Raw genomic sequence first — 21,987 nt, forward strand, 5'->3', positions numbered from 1 at the left:
CCGTCCTTGGTCGTATGGCTGACGGGGTTCAGGAAATCGTGTTCGCCGCCTACTGTCTGTGTCGAAATCCTCATGGCTCCAAGAATTCGGGTTCGAGTCTGACCCTGCTGGCCGGGCCCCGCCATCCGATCACCGCCCAGGCCCCGGACACCCTGCGCCTGCGTCGCCTGCTGCATGCGACGCACCCCACCGCCTGACCAGCCCTCAGCATCGCCGGACACCAGCGGCGTCACGGTCGGCGCCGCCCGTGTTCCGGTCACCACGACCTTCAACTGGAGATGGGTTCTCCCACACCACCGAGTGTCGGCGTACTTCTTGCAGTGCTGAGCCCGGGTGGTCTTCACTCTGGTGATCCTCCGGGCTATCAGGGCGATCGCCGCGACGGTCGGGGCCACCGCGGTCACTCGTCAATCAGCCCCATCTTTGCCTTCCGATCCTCAAGCGTGCCTGCAAAGGACTTCGGGAAATCGACACAGACGGTCTGTACGCCCGCAGCGTGCGGACCACTTCGCGCATCCGTGCGAACGACTTCGGAAACTGACACCCGTCCCGAGACATCATCTATGAATCTTGATTTTCGGGACCCTTTTCGGGACGCTCACGCGCCCGTGGACGGGCAGAGCGGAACACCATGGGGCCACCGGTTGCCCCGGGGCGGTGGTATCGACGCCAACCTTCACCGCCCGCGTCAAGCGATATCCGCTGGTCACATTTCTGGGCCACTCAGGCTCCGCGCAGGGGTGCCCCTCGCATGTTGTGATGGAAGGAGGCCGGCCTCACGCAGATGGACACCCACTGATTGCAAGGCGGCGGGTTCCCGGCCATCGCGAGCGGGGCCGATCAGATCCAGCCGCGCTCTTCCGCGAGGAGTACGGCCTGCTGGCGGGTGTCGACGGCGAGCTTGCCCAGCACAGTGGAGATGTGGTTGCGGACGGTGCCGGGGGCGAGGGACAGGGTGCGGGCGATCTGTCCGGTGGTCTCGCCGTGCCGGCCGGCGCGGAGTACGTCGAGCTCGCGGTCGGTCAGTGGTGAGCGTTCGTCGCTCAGCGCGTCGGCGGCGATCTCGGGGTCGACGTACCGACCGCCGGCGGCGACGCGGCGGATGACGGCCGCGACCTCGTCGGCGGAGCGGGACTTGGGCAGGAACCCGGCGGCTCCGGAGGCCAGTGCTCGGCGCAGGACGCCGGGTCGGGCGTGGCGGGTGACGATCACGCACCGGGTGGCCAGGGTGCGGTTGAGCTTCTCGGTGACCTGAACGCCGTCCAGGTGCGGCATCTCGAGGTCGAGCAGGCAGACGTCGGGCTTGAGGCGTTCGGCGGTGGTGACCGCTTCGGCGCCGTCGGCGCACTCGGCGACGACGTCGATGTCCGGTTCCAGGCGCAACAGCGCGGCCAGTGCGGAGCGGATCATGCCCTCGTCGTCGGCGAGCAGCACGCGGATCATCCGGCAACCTTTCCTTCGGCGGGGACTTCTTCGGCAGGGACTTCTTCGGCGGGGACCGTGACGACCACGGTGAATGTCTCGTCCTCGCGCCGTGCTTCGAGGTCGCCGCCTGCCCCGGCCGCGCGTCGCGCGAGTCCTTCCAGGCCGGAACCGCCGCCTGTGCTCTCCGGTGCGCTGTCAGCGACGTCGTTGGAGATCTCGTAGCGCCACGACCGGTCCGAGCGGGTGAGGGACAGGCGGGCCCACCGGCCGCCGCCGTGGCGCAGCACGTTCGTCGTGGTCTCCCGGATGACGGGTCCGAGGGCGGACGCCGGTGCCAGCGACGCGTCCGGATCGACGACGGCTTCGGCTTTCGTGCCCGCGGCGCGCAGCAGGTCGACGGCGTTGGCGAGCTCGTCGCTCAGCGGGACGGCGCGGAACCGGGTGGCCAGGTCGCGGGTGCCCTGCCGTGCGTCGTCGACGCTGGCGCGCGCGGCGCGTAGCTGTTCCATGCCCGCTTCGGGGTCGCGGGGCATGAGTCGTTCGGCGAGCTCGAGCTGGAGGGCGATGACCTGGAGGTGGTGCCCCTGGAGGTCGTGGACGTCCGTCGCCAGCCGTAGCCGCTCCTGGGTCGCGGCGAGCTTCGCCTCCGAGGCCCGGGCCCGGTCGAGGGCGACGAGCACGTCCCACCACCACAGCGAGGAGACGGTCATGGCCGGAAGGAATACGGACAGGGAGATCAGCTGGAACCAGTTCGTGTCGGCGCTCGGTCCCAAGGTGAGGCGGACGTCGATCACTGCCAGCGCGACGAGCAGGGCGGTCGCCGCCAGCACCACGCGAAGGCGTACCCCCGGCGGCCAGTTCAGCAGCACGAGCACCTGGGTCACGGGCAGGACGCCCACCACCCAGACGCCGGTGACGAGCCCGGCCGCGAGACCGTAGGCCGCCGCGATCAGGAGCGGCGCGAGGTGGCGCCGCCAGTTCACCAGCGGCGTGTCAACCGTCCGATGCCGGTAGTCGAGCAGCGGGCGCAGCGTCGCGAGCCACCACAGCAGCCCGCCGACGCCGACGGCAGCGGCCGTGAGGTCGCCGAACCCGCCCTCGACGAGGGCGGCCACCAGGAGCAGGACGACGACCGGCTCGAAGAGCAGGACCGCCAGCGCGACATACCACCAGGTCGCGCTGATGCTCCGGGTGAGCCGTAGCGCGGTGCGGGCTTCCGCTGCCGCCGATACGGCGGCCGCGGACTCGGGCTGGCTGCTCATCCGCCCAAGCTACCGGCATGACACATGTCATGGATGCGGCGTGCGAAGGTCCCGGAAGGCGGTGACAGCGAGGCACTTCTGAGCTGTGTTCCCGAGCGGTGGACTGGAGTCAGGACGGAGGAAACCCCGACGCCCACACCGACAGGAGCACACCATGAGCCTCATCGACACCCTCCAGGATCTCGTCGGGCAGGTGCCGGACGTCGTCCAGTCGCTCATCGTCGCGGCCGCCGGCGCCATCCCCTTCATCGAGGGAGAGGGCGGCGTCGTGATCGGCATCATCGGCGGCATCCCGCCGGTCGTCGCCGCGATCGCCGCGATGGCCGGCAACTTCCTCAGCGTGGCCGTGCTCGTACTGCTCAGCTCCAGTGCGCGCGACGCCGTCGTGACCCGCCGCCGCGAAAAGGTCCTGGCGCGCGACGGCATGCCGGCCGGCAGCGACTCCACCCCGGCAGCGGCGCCGGCCGAACGCTCCGACGGCTCTCGCAGCGCCGCGCGCCGCGCGAAGTTCCAGCACGCCTACGAGCGCTACGGCGTACCGGGCGTCAGCCTGCTCGGACCCCTGCTGTTGCCCACGCACTTCACGGCCACCATGCTCGCCGCCTCCGGCGTCGGCAAGACCCGCATCCTGATCTGGCAGGCACTCGCGATCATCGCCTGGACCACGCTCACCGCGCTGATCGCGAGTGGCGTCATGAACGCCGTCGGCTGAGAACCCGCTCTGTTCGGCGCCGTATCGCTCGATCCAGCAGGTGTTCCTACCCCGCGCACACCCCTGTTGACGCACGCCTTCTCGAGGAGACACACCATGCCCCACCTGTCCGAGACCTCGTCCGCCGCACCCTCGTCCGCCGGCGGCTCGGCGGGTCAGCCCGGATCGGTCCCTGAAGGGGCGCCGTATCACCGGGTGCTCGCGGGGGAGAAACGCCGCATCGGCCGCGGCATCCTCGCGATAGTGCTGCTGCACGCCGGCCTGGTGGGCTTCGGCGTTGCCTTCGCCCAGCTCGGGGGTCAGGTCGACCTCCTGCTCGGGCGGGACAGCGTCGTGACGGGCGGTACGGAGTTCACGCCGGTCACGATGGCCACCACTTATGCCTCCACCGCGCTGCTGATCCCCTGGAGCATGCTCATCCAGCGCTGGTTGTACGGCGTCGAGGGAGGTTCGCTCCACTCCGTCGTCGGGGCGTTCCGACCCGCGGTCCTCGGCCGCGCGATCCTCTTCCTTGCACCGGTCTGGGCGATCTACATGACGGTTTTCGCCGCCCTGGAGTCATCCCCGGCAGGGAGCTGGGCGGTTGCCGACCTGCTGTTGATGTTCGCGGTCACGAGCGTCATCGTTCCGCTGCAGAGCGCGGGCGAGGAGTACGGCTACCGCGGGCTGATCTTCCGGGTCGCCGGGAGCTGGGGCCGCGGACCGCGATCCGCTCTCGCCCTGGGCGTCGTCGTCTCCGCGGTCCTGTTCGCCACGATCCACCTGTCCACCGACGTCTGGCTGAACCTCCAGTTCCTGGCTGTCGGCGTAGCGTTCGCGCTCATCACGTGGCGCACCGGCGGCATCGAGACCGCAGTCGTACTGCACGCTGCCAACAACGTCTTCGGGCTCCTGCTGGCGCTGGCGCTGCACGCTGACCTCGGCGCCTCGACGGACCGCTCGTCCGGTGTCGGCTCCGTCGTCTACCTGACCCCGGTCGTTCTGCTGGCGGTCATCACCGCGGCGGTCTGGTACCGCACCCGCCGCGACGGGCCGGCAGTCACCCCCATGCGCGCGTCGAGCCAGGACGCCATACCCACCGCTGGAGCCCGCTGAATCACCCGAGGCGGGTACGTGCCGTATCGCCCTGTGGCCACGGCAGGTGTAGGACGGTGCTGGCGGCGGCCTGACCATCGTCGTGATCACCCTGACCGGGCCGGTGTGGCCCGGTCAGGGTGCACGCCACCGACAACGCGTACTCGCTGGTCGTCCCGGCGATGGTGAGCTCACGGGTGGGTGCAAGACCAGGACAACGATCACGAGCACGAGGATCACGGCGGTCAGGGTGACGGGGACGGGGAGCAACGGATCGCACAGGACGAGGACCGCCGCCAGCGGGACGACGGCGTTGACGAGCGGGTCGGCGTGGTCTCGGATCGCGATCCACCAGATGCCTGCCAGGAAGACCGCGATCGGTATGGTCACGGTGAAGGAGGCGGCCAGGTCGCTGAGCTCGCTGTGCCCGGTCAGAACGTCGATCTGGACCTCGATGCCCGCGGAGAACGCGCCGGCGGCGGCGAACACGAAGTAGTGGACGTAGCCGTAGCGCAGCGATCCGCGGAAGCTGGTGATGGACCGGTGGTGGGGCGGCCAGAAGTAGATCCACCACAGGGCGGCGGTCACGACGAACGTGAGCGCGGCGATCGCGATCAGCGGCCCGAGGGCATCGGTGTCGTGGACGGCCTTGATGATCGCGTTGGAGGAGGCGAGCAGGCTCTCGCCGAGCAGGATGAGCGTGAACAGGCCGTAGCGCTCGGTGATGTGATGGGGGTGCCACGGAGTGGTGCCGCGTCTCTGGGCGATGACCGGGATCGCGACCTCGACGACGATGAGCAGGACCAGCGTGATCCTGCCCGGTACGTCGGGCAGCGTGAGCTGCAGGAGCCAGAGGACCTGGACCGCCGCGATACCCCCTGCGTAGACCCGGGCGGTGCGGCGGATGGACGCGTCAGAGCGTGAAGCGCGCAGCCACTGGGCGACCATGGCCAGGCGCATGACCACGTAGCTGAGGATCGGCAGGGTGTAGTCCGCGTCGGTGAAGGCGGGCTCGATCCCGGTGGCGAGCACGAGCACGCCGGCCATCTGGACGATGGTCAGCACCCGGTAGAGCCAGTCATCGGTGTCGAAGGACGTGGCGAACCAGGTGAAGTTCATCCAGGCCCACCAGATCCCGAAGAACACCAGACCGTACGTGACCAGGCCGTCGAGCACGTGCCCCTCGGTCAGGGCGTGGTGGAGCTGGACGGAGGCGATGCTCACTGCGACGACGAAGACGAGGTCGAAGAACAGCTCGAGCACGCTGGCCGACCGGCCCGGTTCGTGAGGGTCGCGAGCTGCCATCGGGATGAGGCGGAACCTGCTCGCCGGGGGCGGGGGTGCGGGCATCGTCGCGGGGTCCTTCCTGTCGCAAGCGCGAGAGCGTCGTGGCGGATGGCTCTGGTGCGCGCTCGTGCACGGTTCAGCGCAGAGCGCGGAGATGCTCCCGGCTCACGGGGTCGGTGGCATCGTCGAAGTCGTGGTGCGTGGAGAGCCACTTCTTGACGTAGGGGCAGACCGCCACGATGCGATATCCGGCTTGGACGCTGGTCTTCAGTGCGGTGCGAGTGAGCGCGCCGGCGAGACCGCGGCCTTCGAATTCATCGAAGATCACCGTGTGGTAGAAGATGCGCTGTATCTCTCCGAAGTCCTTGTACACGGAGAACCCGGCGTGGGTGTCCTCGACGAGGACATCGAAGCGGCTCTTGTCGGGGTTGTCGCGGATGGTCACTTCTTGCTGGTTCTGATCGTTCATCGCTGTGGTCCTCTCGTTTCGGGAAGTGACGTATATGGGTTCACACCATGGGGTGACCGCTGGCCGTTGACTCAGTCGGGGTGAGGTCCTGTACGACGTCCCGATGCTCGACGATGCGACCCATCTGCATGGTCATGGAGTTCCCTCTCGTGATGCACGCGCTACGGCTCGAGGCCGAGATGTCGGCGTAGCGCCTGAGTGAACTCGTCGACCTGTACCAGCTGTTCCGGGGAGAGCGCGTCGACGAAGAGCTCACGCACGTCACGCAGGTGCGGCACCGAGCTGCGCCGGAACGACTCCGCTCCGAGGTCGGTCAGCAGCACGTCGATGCCGTGGACGTCGTCGGGGCACGGGGTTCGGCGTACGAGCCCGCGCTTCTCCATCCGCCCCAGGTGGTGTGACAGGCGGCTGCGTTGCCAGCCGATCAGTTGGGCCAGCTCGGAGGAACGCAACGTCCTCCGATCCGCCTCGCTCAGTACGAGCAGCACTCGATAGTCAGCGGAGGACAAGGACGACTCGCTCTGGAGCCGTCCCTCCAGGAGGGTGCGCAATGTTTCGGCGGTCTCGATGTAGTTGCGCCAGATGCGCAGCTCCTCGCGCGTGGGCATCACGCGACGCTTCTTCTGAACCATGGCACCTCCGGGAATTGACACGTCAACTCTGCACGTTACAGGATTGACACGTCAATCCCCATCACGGTGAGACCCGGATCCCACAAGGAGCGAACCCATGACCGACAGCACCGCCGTCCAGTTCGGTATCGACAGTTTCGGTGACCTACCTCGCGACGATCAGGGAAACGTCGTCTCCCATGGTCAGGCGATCCGCGCTGTCGTGGACGAGGCGGTGCTCGCCGACCAGGTCGGCGTGGATGTCATCGCCCTCGGTGAGCACCACCGCCCCGAGTACTCGATCTCCACTCCCGAGACGGTGCTGGCCGGCATCGCCACCAGGACCGAGCGCATCCACCTCGCCTCGGGTGTGACAGTCCTGTCCTCCGACGACCCGGTGCGCGTCTTCCAGCGTTTTGCCACGGTCGACGCGCTCTCGAACGGGCGCGCCGAGGTGATCCTGGGCCGCGGGTCGTTCACCGAGTCGTTCCCGCTGTTCGGGTATGACCTGGCTGACTACGAGATCCTCTTCGAGGAGAAGATCGACCTGTTCCACAAGCTGCTGGACGAGGGACCGGTCACGTGGGAGGGCACCACGCGCGCGGCGCTCAAGGACGCCGACGTGTTCCCCAAGACGGAGTCCGGGCGGCTGACGACCTGGGTCGGTGTGGGCGGGTCGCCCCAGTCCGTCATCCGTACCGCGCGGTACGGGTTCCGGCTCATGCTCGCGATCATCGGCGGCGCGCCCGACCGGTTCGCCCCGTACGTCGACCTGTACCGGCGCGCCACGGAACAACTGGAGACCACCGCCTACCCGGTCGGGATGCACTCGCCCGGCTTCGTCGCCCAGACCGACGAGGAGGCCAAGCGACTTTTCTGGCCCGGCTACAAGGAGGTACGCGACCGCATCGGCGCCCTGCGCGGCTGGCCCCCTGTGCGGCGTGCGGAGTTCGAGGCCGACGTCGAGCACGGCTCCCTCTACGTCGGTTCGCCCGAGACCGTCGCGCGCAGGATGGCCCGTGCCATCCGCACGCTCGACGTCGGGCGCTTCGACCTGATCTACTCCGCCGCCGGCGCCGTCTCGGCCGGCGACCGTCTGCGCGCCGTCGAGCTGTACGGCACCAAGGTGATCCCGATGGTGCGCGAGCTGCTCGCCGAGAAGCCCAGCACGCTGGAGGTGGCCCGATGACGGTGCGCACGGCCGTACGCACCATCGGCGTCCTCGGGGCCGGCAAGGTGGGCACGGTCCTGGCCCGCCTCGCTCTCGCCGCCGGGTATCGAGTACTCGTCGCGGGGTCGGGGGACCCCGCGAAGATCGCCCTCACCATCGACGTCCTGACGCCCGGCGCCACCGCCGTCTGGGCCGTCGAAGCCGTACGGGACGCCGACGTCGTGATTCTCGCCCTCCCGCTCAGCAAGTTTCGGGCGCTCCCGACCGACGAGCTGCGCCACAAGCTCGTCATCGACACCATGAACCACTGGTGGGAGGTCGACGGGCCCCGCGAGCGGTTCCTCGAGCCCGGCGTCTCCTCCAGCGAAGAGGTACAGCATTTCCTCGACGGTGCACGCGTCGTCAAGGCCTTCAACCACATGGGGTACCACGACCTGGAGGACGAGGGCCGGCCCGCCGGGACGCCGGGCCGCAAGGCGATCGCGGTCGCCGGTGACAGCGAGGCAGACGTCACCGAGGTCGCGGCGCTCGTCGACGACCTGGGCTTCGACCCCGTGCCTATCGGACCTCTCGCCGAGGGTGTCCGACTCGAGCCGGGCACCGCCGCCTTCGGCGCCAACGTCCAGGCCGCCGAGCTCCGACTTCTGACCCAGACAGCCGTGCACAACACGATCGTGGAGTGGTCCAAGTGAGCAATCAAGAAGCGGCCTCGGAAGTGATGCGATCCAGGACACAGGTCGGAAACACCACCGGGGTCGAGGTGCTCTCGGCCCGCGACGTGCCCCTGGGCGGACCGCGGGCCTTGCAGGTGCGGCGCACGATTCCCCAGCGGGCTCGGACACTGATCGGCGCCTGGTGCTTCGCCGACCATTACGGACCGGTCGAGGTGCCGGCGGGCGGCATGGACCTACCGCCGCATCCGCACACGGGGCTGCAGACGGTGAGCTGGCTCTTCAGTGGCACCATCGAGCACCGCGACAGCCTCGGCACCCACTCGCTCATCCGTCCAGGAGAGCTCAATCTCATGACCGGCGGCCACGGCATCGCCCACTCCGAGGTCTCCACTGCGGACACCACGGTCCTCCACGGCGTCCAGTTGTGGGTGGCCCTGCCCGACGCGGACCGGGAAGCCGGGCGTGACTTCCAGCACCACGTGCCGGAGCCCGTGCGGATCGACGGGGCCGAGCTGCGGGTCTTCCTCGGCTCGGTGGAAGGCGAGACCTCTCCGGTGCGGACGTTCACACCCCTGCTGGGTGCGCAGCTCGACCTCGAGCCGCAGGCCACGGTCACGCTGTCCATCGACCCCGAATTCGAGCACGGCCTGCTCGTCGATGCCGGTGACGTACGCCTGGACGGTACCGCGGTCCCCGCGGGGGAGCTCGGCTACGTGGCGCCGGGCATCGACGTCCTGACGGTGACGAACCGCTCGGACGGCCCGGCACGCACCATCCTGCTCGGTGGCCCGCCGTTCGAGGAGGAGATCGTCATGTGGTGGAACTTCGTCGTCCGCGACCACGAGGAGATCCTGCGAGCCCGCCAGGACTGGGAGGCCGCTTCGGACCGCTTCGGAAGCGTCGAGGGCTACCACGGGCACCGTCTGCCCGCGCCGCCGGTGCCGGACGTGATCATCAAACCACGGCGCAACCCGCCGGGGCGCACCGATCGGGCATGAGGAGCATCGCACCAACGACAGATCCTCCGACCCCGGTCATGCCCGGGGACCCGGGACCTCGTCCGCGTCCGACCCAGCCCGCGCGAGTTCTGCGGCTCGCCCCAGGACATCCAGCTGCGCAGGGTTGTAGCTCGCGCGCATGGCCTCGACCATGGTGACGGCGGTCGACATCGGCGTTCGCCGCAGATGCGTTTCTCGGCCAAGGTGCCATGCGCCCAGACCTCCCGGCCTGCGGCGGCAGGCCGGGTAGCCAGGACGATCAGTGGAAGTCGAACGGTTGGCGTGGGTGGGCGATCGGGACGGCGGGTCTCCGGTGATCAGCCGATGGCGGGTTCGAGGCCGAAGTCACGCCAGGCCGTACCGAAGTCCTGGTAGATCAGACGCTTTCCGCTGCCGCCGCTCACGATGCCCTTGGCGATCACCCGGGGATCGCCGGACTCGCCGGAGGCGAAGGTGAATACGGGGCCTCCACTGTCGCCGGGGCGTGAGGCCACCACGTTGGCGATGTTCTCGCCGAGGATCATGTCCGAGAGGCAGAGCCCGGGGATATTTGAGGGACAGTACGACATGGCGTAGGTATCGGTGTTGCGGGTGCCGCAGACGGTGCCGGAGGTGGCCCCGGACTGGCAAACGAGTTCACCGGGCCAGGCCCAGTCCCACCCGACCACGGCTTTGGACATCTCCACCGACTTGATCGCGTCCGCATCGCCGAAGTAGATCCGGCCTTCCGCGTTCGTGGGGATCAGCAGCAGGTCGTGGGCCGTGTGCTTGTTCCTGGCCCAGCCGAAGGTGACGGACAGGTCGCCGTTGGCGAACTCGTTCCCCCGTTGGCCGCAATGCCCGGCGGTCAGCATGCCCGCGCCGCCCGCCACCGCGAACCCCGCGCTGCAGCCCGAGCCGGCCGTCTTGTTGATGATCCTCCCGCCGCCCCAGAAGTCCATCGTGTCGCCCTGCCGCCAGGTGTGGGCCCGCCATTCGGGTGAAGTGATCACTTTGACCGGGAGCCGGCCGGCCAGCCGGACCAGCGTCGGGCGTATGTCGGCTTCCTTGGCGGTGGTCTCGACGGTGACGCCGCTGCCGTCCACGAGGTAGCGGATGGAGTGCAGAGAAGACTTCGGGTTGTCACGCATGTCCGCCTCGAGAGCCGCCGCAGCCTTGATGAGGTCGTTCTGTGAGTACGCGGCTCTGTGCACGCTGATCTTGACGTCCGTCACCGAGTCGGCGATCCTGCGGATCGAGTCGGGGAGCTTGCCCTTCCACCAGACGTCGAGCGCGGCTCCGTCGAGCGCGATGCCGGCGAGCCCGGTGCGACCTTCCTTCTCCACCGCCATTCTGATCTTGTGCGCCACCTCGGCGGCGGGCCGCTGCGCCAGCATCTCGGCGCGAATCGCCGCCGGGACGCCGAAGGACGCGTCGCCGGCGCGCCCCGCGGTCGAGGAAGCGGGCATGACCTGTGCGGAAACTGACTGCAGGACGGTGAGGACGGCGAGCGCGAGAACAGTGGCCGTCATGGTGATGCGTTTCATGCGTCGGTGATAATGGGGCGCTCTTACGAACGACTTGTTAAGTGCTTGACAATCCCATCGGGTGTTTCTAGCCCATATCACTCGTTTGGGTGCTGATCGACCGCCGCATTACCACTCACCTCCGCCCCGGGTGAGCAGGCCCGTTCAGGGACAGCAGTGGCGAGATGGAAACAGAAACAAACGAACACTCCGGAGAGTCTCGCGCCATCATGAAGAGATGGCTCGAATCATCGCGATTCACGGTGTGGCGAAGCAGTTCCTCGGCGCGGCCTCGCTCCACCGAACCTGGTATCCGGCGCTCGCGGACGGCGTCAGCCTGGCCGGCGGAGCGCTCACGCCAGGCGATCTCGCGTGCGTCGCGTACGGAGACATCTTCCGTAAACCAGAACGGACGCTCAGCGCCGGGCTCCCCGAACTGACCGCCGACGACGTCGAGAAAGGCTTCGAACTCGACCTGTTGTACCTCTGGTGGGAGGACGCGGCTCGCACCGACCCGGCGGTGAGACCTCCGGACGCACGGACGCTCAACGCTGCCACCCGGAGCGCACAGCGAGCACTCGCGGCACTGCTGTCGTCGCCGCGCTTCGCCGCCGTGGGCGAGAAGGCTCTGGTGTTCTCGCTGAAGCAGGTCCGGCGCTATTTCACCGAGCTCGACGTCCGCCCCACCGCCCGACACCGCCTGGAAGCCCTGGTGACCGAGGACACCCGGGTCGTCATCGCGCATTCACTCGGTTCGGTGGTCGCTTACGAGGCGCTGTGCGCGCACCCCGAATGGAAGATCACTACGCTGGTCACCCTCGGCTCGCCTCTCGGCATCCGCAATCTGATCTTCGACCGTCTCTGGCCGTCTCCCCGGCGAGATCCGGAGGACGGCAAGCTGACAGCGCACTGGCCGGGCGGTGTCACCTCCTGGACGAACATCTCCGACGAGAACGATCCGGTCGCTCTCGTCAAGGATCTGCGTCCACTGTTCGGCGACCGCATCACGAACGTCATCGTCGACAACGGGGGCAACATGCACGACGCCCATCGCTACCTCACCGCCAAGGCCACCGGGGTGGCCATCCTGCCCTGAGCCGCCCCTCAGTCGGGCAAGGGCAGATTGATGACGACTGTCCCCTGGTCGGTGCCGATCACCAGCGTCGAGGTGTCATGCAAGGCGATGCCGGTCACCGGTACGTTGAGATCGATCACGCGGCCGGCGCCGTCCAGAGGATCGAACTCCACTCTGGTCCCCCGCGCCGCGATGCGCGCCCTTGAGATCCGAGCTCTTCATGTCCGCCGAGAACCCGGCCGGCAACCGATGACCTAGATCATTGATGAAGAGATCCTGCATGATCTCGATCTCACGGAGCAGCTCGGGTCGATTCTCGATCTCATCGACCCCTGGGTATGCGGTGGTGGCCACCGGAATGAACCAGTGCCGGAACTTGGACATTCGACGAGTCACCCGAGAATGGAAGTTGCGATAAGGGCCCCTATTTTCACCGATCCTAGCCCGCGCGATCACGCGCCCAGGTAACGATCCGGCACTCAACATCTCCGAACCCGGAGGTCATCGGACTGCTCACCACTGCGGGGGCTTATCCGAAGAAGGAGCCTCTGCGCATTCATCTGCATATCTCACGACCGAATTGACCCTATTTAAGTTTTTTAGTCGATGGTTATAGCGTGCCCGCCACGGTGCCATGGAAATAGCCGCTCGTGAAGCCTCAGGCGGCCTGATGCCGCGCTCCTGGGTGGGCGGCAGCGACACCATCGCCGTCGAATCGGGCAACGCCATGTGTTACGGGTCCTGAGCTGCGGTTAAGCGGCGTGGTCGTACTCGCTGATCATGCCGGCGACTACCGGTTCTCGGTGGATGGATGCCGGTGATCCGCCGGGCGGCTGCCGCGGCTGCGGCGCCGAGCGCGATCCCGCCGGCCAGGGCGAGTACCCAGTCGCCCAGCCGAACGTACGGCGTCTCCTCGACGGACAGCGGCACGTCCACCACGAACGCGCCGCGGTACTCGGGCGGGAACCAGGCCAGCCGCCCGCCGCGCGCGTCGAACGCCGCCGAGGTGCCGTCCAACTCGATCAGCACCGCCGGCCGGCCCGACTCGACCGCCCGCAGCGCCTCGAAGCTCGCCTGCTGCGCGTGCGCCCAGCTCCCGTGGAAGGTCGTGAGCGACCCCTGCGTGATCGTCACGTCCACGCCCCTGCGGGCCAGGCCGCGCCGCAGGTCAGGAAAGGTCGACTCGTACGAGATCAGCGGCCCCACCCGGCGGCCGGCCACCTCGAACACGACCGGCCCGGTACCGGTGATCCGGTCCTTCTCCGCCGCCTCGGTGTGCCCCGCGATCCAGCCGAGCACCGGCCGCAGCGGGATGTACTCCCCGAACGGGGCCAGTCGCTGCTTGACGTAGGTGTTCACAACCCCGTCCGGCGTGTACTGGTAGGCCGACTTGGCGATCCGGCCGGAAGAATCCGTGGCATCCACGTTCACCAGCAGGTCGGCGCCCGCCTCGGCGGCTGCCCGGCGCAGCATGCGGTCCACGTCCGGGCGCCGGCCGGGGTCAAGGGCGACGCTGCTCTGGCCCCAGACCACCACATCGGGTTCACGGCCGGTGAGTTCGCCGGTCAGCCGGAGGTGCGCGGCCACACGCCGCTCCGCGCCGGGCACGGGGCCCGGCTGCACGCCCGCCACGCGCATGACACCCGTCACGACGGGATCGGGCCGTACCAGCCCGGAGCACACGGCGAGCGCGGCCAGCGCGACGGCGGCTCCCCCGCCGGCCAGCCGGGCCCGCCGGCCGGCGTCCGGCAGCACAGCGATCGCGAGTCCGACATTGACCGCGACCAGGGTGAAGCTGAGCAGCCATACCCCGCCGAGCGCGGCCAGCCCCAGCACCGGCCGCACCTGCCACTGGCTCGACCCGAGCAGTCCCCAGGCCCCGCCGAGGTGCTGCCATGAACGCAGCGCCTCAACGACCACCCACACCGAGGGCAGCACCAGCAGCGCCACCCCCACCCTGACGGGGGAAACGCGCCGCAGCAGCCCGTACGCGACCAGCCCGAACGGCACCCACACCAGCCCGATGACCAGCACCGCCAGCGGCCAGAACACGCCCAGGAACGGCAGCACCCAGTGCTGCAGCGTCCCGAAGAAGCCCGCCGAAGCCCACCAGCTCCGCCACCCCGCCTCACGGAACGTCCCCGCCGTGGCCACCAGGAGCAGGAACGGCACGAGGCCGAACCACGCCCACCACCAGGCGTTCACTGCGGGGAAGGCAAGGGCCAGGCACGCACCGGCCACCGCGGCCAGCAGGCGCGGCGCCCAGCGGCGCGCCAGGCCGGCGCGCTCGGCCGTGACGGCGGCGGACGCGGTTCGCACACTGCCCCGCTACCCCACCCGGCGCCTGTCACCGGCCCCCAGAAGTACGGCGAGACTCATCGCCTGGAGTCCGGCCGCCCCGGATACGGCCCCGGGACTTGGCCACGGCCAAGACGGTGGCGAAGACCAGCGTGGTCAGCAACTCCCAGCTGATCGTGGGACCGAAACGCGGGACGATCGAGACGAAGCCATCGCAGAACCGGCAGCCGGTCGGACGATCCCGGGGCACCTCGATGCCAGCCGCGAACCGTAGTCTGAACAGCCTCTGACCTGCCTCTTCGTAGCGTGGCAGGCATGGATGAGGCCGAATCTTCCCCAGCCGTGCACCGGACGGCCGACGTCTCCCACGGCGTGGCGAGCACCTGGCGGACCGGTCGGCCGCGGTCGTGGAACACCGTCCGTTCGTACGTGGCACTGGGACTGGTGGCCGCCTGCTACACGGCGGTTCAGCTGGCGTTGACGGTCAGGATCGGGCTCGGATGGGACGAGAGCGTGTACATCAGTCAGGTGGCCCGCGGCGTTCCCGCCGCCGAGTTCACAGCGCCACGCGCCCGCGGGGTTCAGCTCCTGGTGGCTCCCGTCGCGCTGGTCACCCCTTCGGTGACGGCCATCCGGGTCTATCTCAGCCTGCTGTCGGGAATCGCGTTGTTCCTGGCCTACCTGCCGTGGATCCGGTTGCGGGCCGGAGCGGTGGCACCGATGGCCGCCGCCTTGTTCGGCGGCCTGTGGCTGTCGCTGTTCTACGCCAACGAGGCCATGCCGAACATGTGGGTCGCCTATTGCGGCGTCGCCGGGGTGGGCCTGGCCTGCCTGGCGGAGGTGCGTCCGAGGGCGCGCCTGGCCACTGCCGGGATCGTCGCGGCATTCGCGATCGCCTCGCTCATGCGCCCCTCGGATGCGACCTGGCTGGCGTTTCCGCTGGTCGGGTATGGGGTCGTGCGCAGGAGCCCGCGGCTGCTCTTCGCCACGGTGGCCGGGCTCGCGATCGGGTGGGCGGAGTGGATGATCGAGGCGGTCATGCGGTTCGGGGGGCCGCTCGCGCGCCTGCACGCGGCGGGGGCGGAGAACGCGACGGGGCTGCGCTTCAGCCTCCCCGACCATCTGCGCGCGCTGGACGGGCCCCTGCTGTGCCGCTTCGGCGTCGAATGCGGGGGGCTGCCGCTGACGCAGGTCGCCTGGTTCGCGGCGGTGCCGGTCTTCGCGGTCCTGGGCGTCTGGATGGTCCGGCGTCGTGCTCTCGTGGCGGCCCTGGCCTGCGGTCTGTCACTCGCCCTGTCCTACGTCTTCACCGTCGGCTACGCCGCTCCGCGCTTCCTGCTGCCCGCCTACGCCCTGCTCGCTCTCCCCGTCTCGGCGGGCATCGGCTGGCTGTGCCTGCGGCGGGGCACCGCGGTGCTCGCCGTCGCCGGTGTCGCCTGCTACTTCGCTGTCCAGGCCAGGTCCGTCTACGTCTACGGCGAGCAGGTCTACGCCGTACGCGCCGCCGTGCCGGCGGTCGCCGCCCGGCTCCAGCAGGTGGGGACGCGCCCTCCGTGTTTCCTGTACGGCCACGACGCCGTGCAGATCGGATATCTGGCCAGATGTGCCTCACACGGCGTCTTCCGCCACTACGGGGGCACATCATCCGTACCGTCCTCGATCAGGGCCGCGATCGCACGGCGCGATTGGGTCGGTGTGATCACGACCTCCCGCAGACCTCCGGCCCCCTTCCTCACTTCCTGGACCCCGATCGACCTTCGCGTTGATGGGGAGAAGACCTGGTATGTGTTCGTGCCGCCCCGCGGGAACCCGTGACTGAAGCGACCACGACGTACGTGACGTTCGTCGGTTTGTGTGCGGGCGCGCTGGCGCCGGTGGCTGCGCCGGACTGGAGCCAGGTCTGCTGTCGGCGAGTGCCGGCGTCGCGGGCTCGGTTGGTGCGAACCTGCTGGCCGAGGTGTTCTAGGACGGGGCCGAGCCACGGCCCGGCTGGCGGCGATGATCGCCGAAGGAATGCACACAGAGCCCGGCCTGATCCTCATGACCGGGACGTCAGGAGCCGGGAAGTCCTCATTGCCGATTTCAGGCGGATGACACCAGGAGCAACCGACCCAGCCGTCGGCCGGCCCGTGACTTACCGTACGGGAATGCCGAGTTCGCGGCCGAGGTAGAAGTCTTCCCGCTCCTCCAGAACGTAAGGAGCCATGGTCGCACGCCGAGATGTCTCGGCCTCGGAAGCCCGCCAGGAGTCGCACGCCTCCTTGGTGTCCCAGAACGACACCCCGGTGATTTCCTGCCCGTCCTCGGTCCAGTACGCATAGGCGTGACTCAGGCCCTCCGGATACGGGTCCGGGCGCCATGCCCGTTCGAACTCTTCCAACGCGCCCGGCTTGATGCGACGCGTCGTCACCCAGACGAAGTGCTCTCTCATCGCAGCCTCCCCCGCGACACCGATGCGGCTTGATGGCACTCTCTCCATCCACCATAGGTCCGTGGCACTTGGCTTCCGTTACCCGGGGCATGCCGCTCGCCGTCGCACGGCCGGGCAGGTCAGGGGGACGCAGTACGGCGTGCCCGTCCGGCTCGCGCCAGTCGCCACCTGGCGGCGGTTCGCACACGAGAACCAACATCAACTCAGCACGGATCGGGAGTATGATGAACAAAAGTAAAGTGCCTGCGTCGATCTTACGGAAGAGAACGAAGTCAGGATGGAGGGGTTGATGAGCGCGGAACCGTCCTTGTCAGGCTGGGCCCGTGAGCGGTTCGGTGAGCGTGCCGACACCGTACGGCGGCAGCTTGCCGTCTCACTGCTGGAAGCGGTGGGCAACGCCCAGGACGCCCAGCGCTCCTCGCTCAGCGACAAGAACTTCGCCTACGGCAGCGCCCTGATGACCCGCCGCTACGAGGCGCTCGTCGAGGGCTTCCGCAACGAGCCCGACTTCCAGATGATCCGGCCGTACGGCTCCCCGCACCACCTGGTGATCCTGAACGGCAACCTGCTGCTGCCGTTCCGCTATGCCAAGGACGACCGCACACCGATCACCGAAGCCCGGGTCAGCGACGGTCGCGTCTCCGCGCTCGTGCGCGAGCTGTTCGATCGCTTCAGCCCTACGGTCTCCTACCACCAGGAAGAGCTGGACCTGTCGGCGCAGGAGGAGACCGAGCGGGCCTCGGTCCGGGTCGAGCTGGAGCGGCTGCCCGCCGATACCCGCCTGATCCCGGTGGCCTACGCCGGCAACGCCCAGGCGGGCCTCATCCGGCTGTACTGGGGTGAGGCCGAACTGATCGACGGGTTCGGCCGGATCCGGTGGCTGCACTGCGAGCCTGTCCCGCTGACGGGCCTGTCCGCCGGACCCGCTGCCTCGCTACGGCACGCCCCGCCGGCCACCGCGGCCCGCTTCGACCACGGCTCGCTGCCCGACCTGGCGTTGCACGCCAGATCGCGGATCGAGCGGAAGAATGACACGATCTTCCCCGTCAGCAGCGAGACACCCGAGGAAACCACGGTCACCGGCGACAATGAGCACCCCTGATCCCACCCGTTCCTTCACCTCCGTCGGCGCCGTACCCGCCGGGCCGAGCCCACAGGCCGTCGCCGACGCCTTCGACCCGGCCCGGCTCACCCAGGCGCGGCAGCTGGCGGCGCTGACCAAGAAGGACCTGGCCGAGCGCATCGGGGTGACCCCCGCGGCGGTCGGCCAGTACGAGACCGGCATGACCCGTCCTCGACCTGACCTCATCCCCCGCCTCGCCGACACTCTCGGCGTGCCGACGGCCTTCTTCCTCACCGGCCGCCCCCACGGCAAGCTCGACGGATCCACGGCGCACTTCCGCAGCCTGCGCTCCACCCGCGCCCACCAGCGCGCCAAAGCCGTCGCCTTCGTCGAACAGGTCTGGGAACTCACCTACGCGCTGGAGAAACAGGTCCGGCTGCCGCACGTGGAGCTTCCAGGGTTCTCCGGCGGCGAGGTCCACTCCGGCGTCGAGGTGCCGCGCGAGCCCGCCCTCGCCGCCCGCGCCCTGCGTCACCTCTGGGGGCTGGGCAGCGGGCCGGTCTCGCACATCGTGCGGCACATGGAGGCCCACGGCATCATCGTGGTCTTCCCGCCGCCCGACGAGGACGCCACGACCGTGGACGCCTTCTCCACCTCACAGCTGCCCCGGCCCATCGTGGTGCTGACCGCCAACCGGTTCGACGACATCCACCGATACCGCTTCACCGCAGCACACGAGCTGGGCCACCTGGTCCTGCACGGCGACGCCGCCTCCGGCGACTCCCAGCAGGAGCGGGAGGCCGACGTCTTCGCCGCCGAGTTCCTCACCCCCAGGGACAGCATCCTGCCCGAGCTGCCCACCCGCCTGGACCTACGCCGCCTGGTGGCGCTCAAGCACACCTGGGGCGTGTCGGTCGACTCCCTGCTGTACCGCTGCCGCGAGGTCGGTCTGATCTCCGACTCCGCCGCCGGCCGCGCCTACCAACGTCTCAAGACCCTGCGCGATCAGCCCGGCTTCGCCCCCGAGCCGATCAGCGACTACCCCGGCGAGCAACCCGTACTCCTGCGCCAAGCTTTCGATCTGGCCATCGCCGAGACCGGTTTGACCATGGCGAAACTGGCCACCCAGCTTGCCTGGCACGCCTCCCGGGTCCGCGAACTGCTGGGCGAATCGGACCAGCGTCCCACCCTGCGGGTCGTCTGACGATCCGTAGGTTCCGAGTTCGAGCCCCGGGCGCCCCGGGCGATGCCCTCGGCAAAGGCGGCGGCTCGATCGCAGCAGACGATCTCGACATTCGCCCCACCGGAGCGCCGTGATCGCAGCGCTCGCCATGATGCGTCCCTTGCGTGTCTCCAGCGGGAGCACGGGGCCTTGGACATGGTCCACTCACGAGCCGTTCACCCGGACGACCCTTTCTCGTACGCCGCCGTCCCTATTCTCTCGACCCGTGGCCGTGGATTTCGAGAATTTCGATCGGTTCCTGGACGAAGCCAGGCGCGGGCTCGACGCGCTGGGAAAGGAGCCGCCGCCGGAGAAGGAACTCTCCGGTGGCGAGGGGACGGCCGCGGACGGGCGGGTGTCAGCGAGGGTCTCCCCGGAGTGCCGGCTCACGTCGTTGAAGGTCGATCCGCGGGTCATGCGGATGGGCTCACAGGAGCTGTGCGACTTGATCATGGTCGCCGTCAACGCCGCGCTGGATGACCTGCGCGCGAACCTCGAGGCCAGGCACGAACACGTTGACGTGGCGGGACTGACCCAGGCGCTGGAGGGCGTCCAGGAGGAGTCCATGGGGAAGATGAACGCCTTCATGCAGGAGATCGGCGATCTCGCCCGCCGGACCGAGAATCGCGGATGAAACCCCTGGACGTCCGCCCGTCCACCCTGCGAACGGCGTCCGGCGGGCTCGGCGAGGTGCGGGACGATCTCGCGGCACGCAGTCGCGAAGTCGGCGGCTCGCCGGCCATGTTCGGCACCGGGCCCATCGGCGGGCTGGTCGGCGGGCTCTTCGTGCAGACGGTCGGTGCGATGCTGGAGTCGCTGGAGTCGGTCGTGGCCGACCTGGGGGACGCTGAGCAGGCGCTGAGCCAGATGGACGTCGAGTATCGCCGGGCCGACCAGCTCGGCGCGGAGGCCGTCAGCCAGGCCGCGCGTGCGGATTATCCAGCCAGTCGCCCACCGTCGTCTCCCCCTTCCGGGACGCCTCGTACGGACGGGCTCGCGTGATGTAATCCGGGGCGACGCCACCAGGAAAGACGACCTCGTCGTAACTCGAGTTCGGCAGCCGGAGGCCGGTGCCGCCGGGCGTGCTGATCTCGTACACCCACCCCTGTCGCCCGTACTCGTGCCACGCCTGGTGGATATTGGGGTCGTAGCTGGTGCTGACGAAGGGGGAGCTCCTCGCCCGCGCGTCCACGAAGTCGACGTACCCGTTCAGGTCGGTGTTGCGGTGATTCCTTGGCTGAAAGCCCTCGGAGAAGATCTCGTCGGGGTGGCGGGTGTCGGACCGGTAGACGGGTCGGTTGTCCTGGCGCCACACCGGCCGCGCGCTGGGGAAGAGCGAACCGCGAAAGCGCGGCCGGGGCCGAATCGCCGAAATGTCGACGTGGCGGTTCGCGGCGACCTTGAGGGGGTCCCAGTCCGCCGGGCGACCACGCAGCCGGCCGACGCCGGCGCGCAGGAGCATGACCGCGCGCTTCAGCGGGTCGACCACACCGCGCGAGAAGAAGCGGGCGATGTCGTCCAGCAGCTTGCGCAGGGCGGTACGGGTCGCGGCCGTACGCGCGGCGACGGCCGCCAGCGAGGCCGCCGGGGAGACCACCACCGTGGCCATGGCGCGGGCGATGGCGATCAGCAGCGCGACGAGCTGGGCGATCACCCCGAGCTTCCACAGCAGCACGATCAGCGCCGCGGTCAGCAGGGCCAGGCCGACCAGCTCGAGGGCGTCGGCCAGCCGGTTCGCCCGGTCGGCCGGCGCGCTTCGCTCCGCCCACGAGCGGTAGGCGTCCACGCCCTCGCCGGAATTCTGCTCCAACACGTGGCTCTGGTGAGCCACCGTGTCCTGCGCGGACTGCCTCAGCCGCGCCGAGAGCAGCACGTACCGCGCGCCCTCCGCACGGATCGCATCTTCGTCGGAGTCCGGCCAGACGGCCAAGCCGATCCAGGCGAGCGGGGCGGCCAGCTCCTGCGGCAGCTGAAGGGACATGGCCGATCAGCGGCCGTCCGGGCGGGGGACGCGGATGCCCGCGGGACCCTCTGCGTTGAGCACGAGATCGACACTTTCCGGCATAAGGCCCACCAGGTCAGAGCCGCGCAGCACCTGCCAGTCCGACATCTCGGCTGGCAGGCTCTCCGGCAGGTGGGCCTGCGAGGTGTAGGCCATGACGACTCCCGTGTCGTACACCGGGATCTTCCCCTTGACGCCTGCGCCCACGTAGACCCCCGCCTCCAGCAGGAGCGGTATGAGGTCTCCGCCGTCCGAATAGCCGGTTGCCGTCAGCTGGACGGCGGCTTCGAGCGGGTCGGCCGGCTCCTCGAAGCCCAGCGACACGGGCGAGGGCCGGTAGTTCGGGTTGGGGGTGAACTCCTCGCTCGCCTCGCCGCGCTCGTCGACCCGCCACGCGCCGATCACTCCGTACGGGGGGACCGCGCCGTCCGGATCGAAGAACGCGTCAATGGCGTACAGCCACTGACCGGGCATCGAACGCGCCTCGGCACGCATGCGGTCGGTGAGCGGGGGAGGCGCGGACACGATCGGCAGCCTACTCGATCAGTACGTCCCGCTGTAGCGGAGCTCGGCCTGCCCTCTGCCGTTCGGCCCCAGGTCACCTGCCGGTCACGCCGGCGTCTCCCCCGGGCAGCGGGGCCTGCCGATCCGATGCGCGCTGGTCTTGTCGCCCCAATTCCCGGTGCTCATGTGTAGGACGAATTCATG

General features: G+C 69.1%; 23 protein-coding genes. 12 read left to right on the forward strand and 11 right to left on the reverse strand.

Going from position 1 to position 21,987, the window contains the following annotated elements:
* On the forward strand, window positions 1-197 hold a 197-nt coding region (locus tag ACTMTF_RS07175), incomplete at its 5' end, for a hypothetical protein (protein ID WP_441109835.1).
* A 643-nt stretch (window positions 198-840) separates the two neighbouring features.
* Here ACTMTF_RS07175 and ACTMTF_RS07180 read toward each other — a convergent pair.
* The gene (locus ACTMTF_RS07180; protein WP_195902550.1) at window positions 841-1,443 is read right to left on the reverse strand and encodes a response regulator transcription factor; all 603 of its coding nucleotides are present in this window, start codon (window positions 1,441-1,443) and stop codon (window positions 841-843) included.
* On the reverse strand, window positions 1,440-2,687 hold the full coding sequence (locus ACTMTF_RS07185) for a sensor histidine kinase (protein ID WP_441109836.1): 1,248 nt from the start codon (window positions 2,685-2,687) through the stop codon (window positions 1,440-1,442). Before ACTMTF_RS07185 ends, ACTMTF_RS07180 begins: the two co-directional genes overlap by 4 nt.
* 154 nt (window positions 2,688-2,841) lie before the next feature.
* On the opposite strand from ACTMTF_RS07185, the gene ACTMTF_RS07190 reads away from it, so the two are divergent.
* Together ACTMTF_RS07190 and ACTMTF_RS07195 are read left to right on the forward strand one after the other, a co-directional pair.
* Window positions 2,842-3,399, forward strand: a complete 558-nt coding sequence (locus tag ACTMTF_RS07190) for a hypothetical protein (protein WP_441109837.1) — start codon at window positions 2,842-2,844, stop codon at window positions 3,397-3,399.
* Between the two features lie 96 nt (window positions 3,400-3,495).
* Window positions 3,496-4,494, forward strand: a complete 999-nt coding sequence (locus ACTMTF_RS07195) for a lysostaphin resistance A-like protein (protein WP_441109838.1) — start codon at window positions 3,496-3,498, stop codon at window positions 4,492-4,494.
* A gap of 114 nt (window positions 4,495-4,608) precedes the next feature.
* Here ACTMTF_RS07195 and ACTMTF_RS07200 read toward each other — a convergent pair whose 3' ends face one another.
* The 3 genes from ACTMTF_RS07200 to ACTMTF_RS07210 form a co-directional block, all read right to left on the reverse strand.
* The gene (locus ACTMTF_RS07200; RefSeq protein ID WP_441109839.1) at window positions 4,609-5,823 is read right to left on the reverse strand and encodes a low temperature requirement protein A; all 1,215 of its coding nucleotides are present in this window, start codon (window positions 5,821-5,823) and stop codon (window positions 4,609-4,611) included.
* A 73-nt stretch (window positions 5,824-5,896) separates the two neighbouring features.
* Entirely contained in the window at window positions 5,897-6,229 is a 333-nt protein-coding gene (locus tag ACTMTF_RS07205; RefSeq protein WP_441109840.1) for a GNAT family N-acetyltransferase, read from the reverse strand.
* Window positions 6,230-6,390: 161 nt separating this feature from the next.
* Entirely contained in the window at window positions 6,391-6,837 is a 447-nt protein-coding gene (locus ACTMTF_RS07210) for a MarR family winged helix-turn-helix transcriptional regulator (RefSeq protein ID WP_441110628.1), read from the reverse strand.
* Between the two features lie 121 nt (window positions 6,838-6,958).
* On the opposite strand from ACTMTF_RS07210, the gene ACTMTF_RS07215 reads away from it, so the two are divergent.
* From ACTMTF_RS07215 to ACTMTF_RS07225, 3 genes are read left to right on the forward strand one after another with little or no spacing between them, the layout of a single operon-like run.
* Window positions 6,959-8,029 carry an LLM class flavin-dependent oxidoreductase gene (locus ACTMTF_RS07215; protein WP_441109841.1) on the forward strand — a complete coding sequence of 357 codons (1,071 nt, stop codon included), beginning with the start codon at window positions 6,959-6,961 and terminating at the stop codon, window positions 8,027-8,029.
* Window positions 8,026-8,703 (forward strand): NADPH-dependent F420 reductase, encoded by a 678-nt coding sequence (locus tag ACTMTF_RS07220; protein ID WP_441109842.1) that lies wholly within the window; start codon window positions 8,026-8,028, stop codon window positions 8,701-8,703. The genes ACTMTF_RS07215 and ACTMTF_RS07220 overlap by 4 nt, the downstream gene beginning before the upstream one ends.
* Window positions 8,704-8,729: 26 nt before the next feature.
* Window positions 8,730-9,683 carry a pirin family protein gene (locus ACTMTF_RS07225; RefSeq protein ID WP_441109843.1) on the forward strand — a complete coding sequence of 318 codons (954 nt, stop codon included), beginning with the start codon at window positions 8,730-8,732 and terminating at the stop codon, window positions 9,681-9,683.
* 317 nt (window positions 9,684-10,000) lie between these two features.
* On the opposite strand, the gene ACTMTF_RS07230 is transcribed toward ACTMTF_RS07225, so the two are convergent.
* Window positions 10,001-11,209, reverse strand: a complete 1,209-nt coding sequence (locus ACTMTF_RS07230; protein ID WP_441109844.1) for a hypothetical protein — start codon at window positions 11,207-11,209, stop codon at window positions 10,001-10,003.
* Window positions 11,210-11,426: 217 nt separating this feature from the next.
* On the opposite strand from ACTMTF_RS07230, the gene ACTMTF_RS07235 reads away from it, so the two are divergent.
* A complete protein-coding gene (locus ACTMTF_RS07235) occupies window positions 11,427-12,284 on the forward strand; it encodes a hypothetical protein (protein ID WP_441109845.1) in 858 nt (285 codons plus the stop codon).
* A gap of 8 nt (window positions 12,285-12,292) precedes the next feature.
* On the opposite strand, the gene ACTMTF_RS07240 is transcribed toward ACTMTF_RS07235, so the two are convergent.
* Complete coding sequence (locus ACTMTF_RS07240) at window positions 12,293-12,436, reverse strand: hypothetical protein (RefSeq protein ID WP_441109846.1); 144 nt, start codon at window positions 12,434-12,436, stop codon at window positions 12,293-12,295.
* A gap of 559 nt (window positions 12,437-12,995) precedes the next feature.
* Window positions 12,996-14,582, reverse strand: coding sequence for an apolipoprotein N-acyltransferase (gene lnt / locus ACTMTF_RS07245; RefSeq protein WP_441109847.1), 1,587 nt, complete (start codon window positions 14,580-14,582; stop codon window positions 12,996-12,998).
* 294 nt (window positions 14,583-14,876) lie between these two features.
* On the opposite strand from lnt, the gene ACTMTF_RS07250 reads away from it, so the two are divergent.
* Window positions 14,877-16,376 (forward strand): hypothetical protein, encoded by a 1,500-nt coding sequence (locus tag ACTMTF_RS07250; protein ID WP_441109848.1) that lies wholly within the window; start codon window positions 14,877-14,879, stop codon window positions 16,374-16,376.
* Window positions 16,377-16,695: 319 nt separating this feature from the next.
* Here ACTMTF_RS07250 and ACTMTF_RS07255 read toward each other — a convergent pair whose 3' ends face one another.
* A complete protein-coding gene (locus tag ACTMTF_RS07255) occupies window positions 16,696-16,992 on the reverse strand; it encodes a hypothetical protein (protein WP_397012464.1) in 297 nt (98 codons plus the stop codon).
* Window positions 16,993-17,281: 289 nt separating this feature from the next.
* On the opposite strand from ACTMTF_RS07255, the gene ACTMTF_RS07260 reads away from it, so the two are divergent.
* The 4 genes from ACTMTF_RS07260 (at window position 17,282) to ACTMTF_RS07275 (ending at window position 20,279) form a co-directional block, all read left to right on the forward strand.
* The gene (locus tag ACTMTF_RS07260; RefSeq protein ID WP_441109849.1) at window positions 17,282-18,094 is read left to right on the forward strand and encodes a hypothetical protein; all 813 of its coding nucleotides are present in this window, start codon (window positions 17,282-17,284) and stop codon (window positions 18,092-18,094) included.
* A complete protein-coding gene (locus ACTMTF_RS07265) occupies window positions 18,081-19,259 on the forward strand; it encodes a helix-turn-helix domain-containing protein (protein ID WP_441109850.1) in 1,179 nt (392 codons plus the stop codon). The genes ACTMTF_RS07260 and ACTMTF_RS07265 overlap by 14 nt, the downstream gene beginning before the upstream one ends.
* A 244-nt stretch (window positions 19,260-19,503) precedes the next feature.
* A complete protein-coding gene (locus ACTMTF_RS07270) occupies window positions 19,504-19,911 on the forward strand; it encodes a YbaB/EbfC family nucleoid-associated protein (protein ID WP_441109851.1) in 408 nt (135 codons plus the stop codon).
* Entirely contained in the window at window positions 19,908-20,279 is a 372-nt protein-coding gene (locus ACTMTF_RS07275) for a hypothetical protein (RefSeq protein ID WP_441109852.1), read from the forward strand. The genes ACTMTF_RS07270 and ACTMTF_RS07275 overlap by 4 nt, the downstream gene beginning before the upstream one ends.
* Here ACTMTF_RS07275 and ACTMTF_RS07280 read toward each other — a convergent pair.
* Both ACTMTF_RS07280 and ACTMTF_RS07285 read right to left on the reverse strand, forming a co-directional pair.
* On the reverse strand, window positions 20,191-21,258 hold the full coding sequence (locus ACTMTF_RS07280; protein ID WP_441109853.1) for a scabin-related ADP-ribosyltransferase: 1,068 nt from the start codon (window positions 21,256-21,258) through the stop codon (window positions 20,191-20,193). The genes ACTMTF_RS07275 and ACTMTF_RS07280 overlap by 89 nt on opposite strands.
* Before the next feature lie 6 nt (window positions 21,259-21,264).
* Window positions 21,265-21,804: a type VII secretion system-associated protein gene (locus ACTMTF_RS07285; protein ID WP_441109854.1), complete on the reverse strand. Its 540-nt coding sequence runs from the start codon at window positions 21,802-21,804 to the stop codon at window positions 21,265-21,267.
* Between the last annotated feature and the right edge of the window lie 183 nt (window positions 21,805-21,987).

The sequence above is a fragment of the Nonomuraea sp. ZG12 genome, assembly GCF_052068115.1.
Classification (GTDB): Bacteria; Actinomycetota; Actinomycetes; order Streptosporangiales; family Streptosporangiaceae; genus Nonomuraea.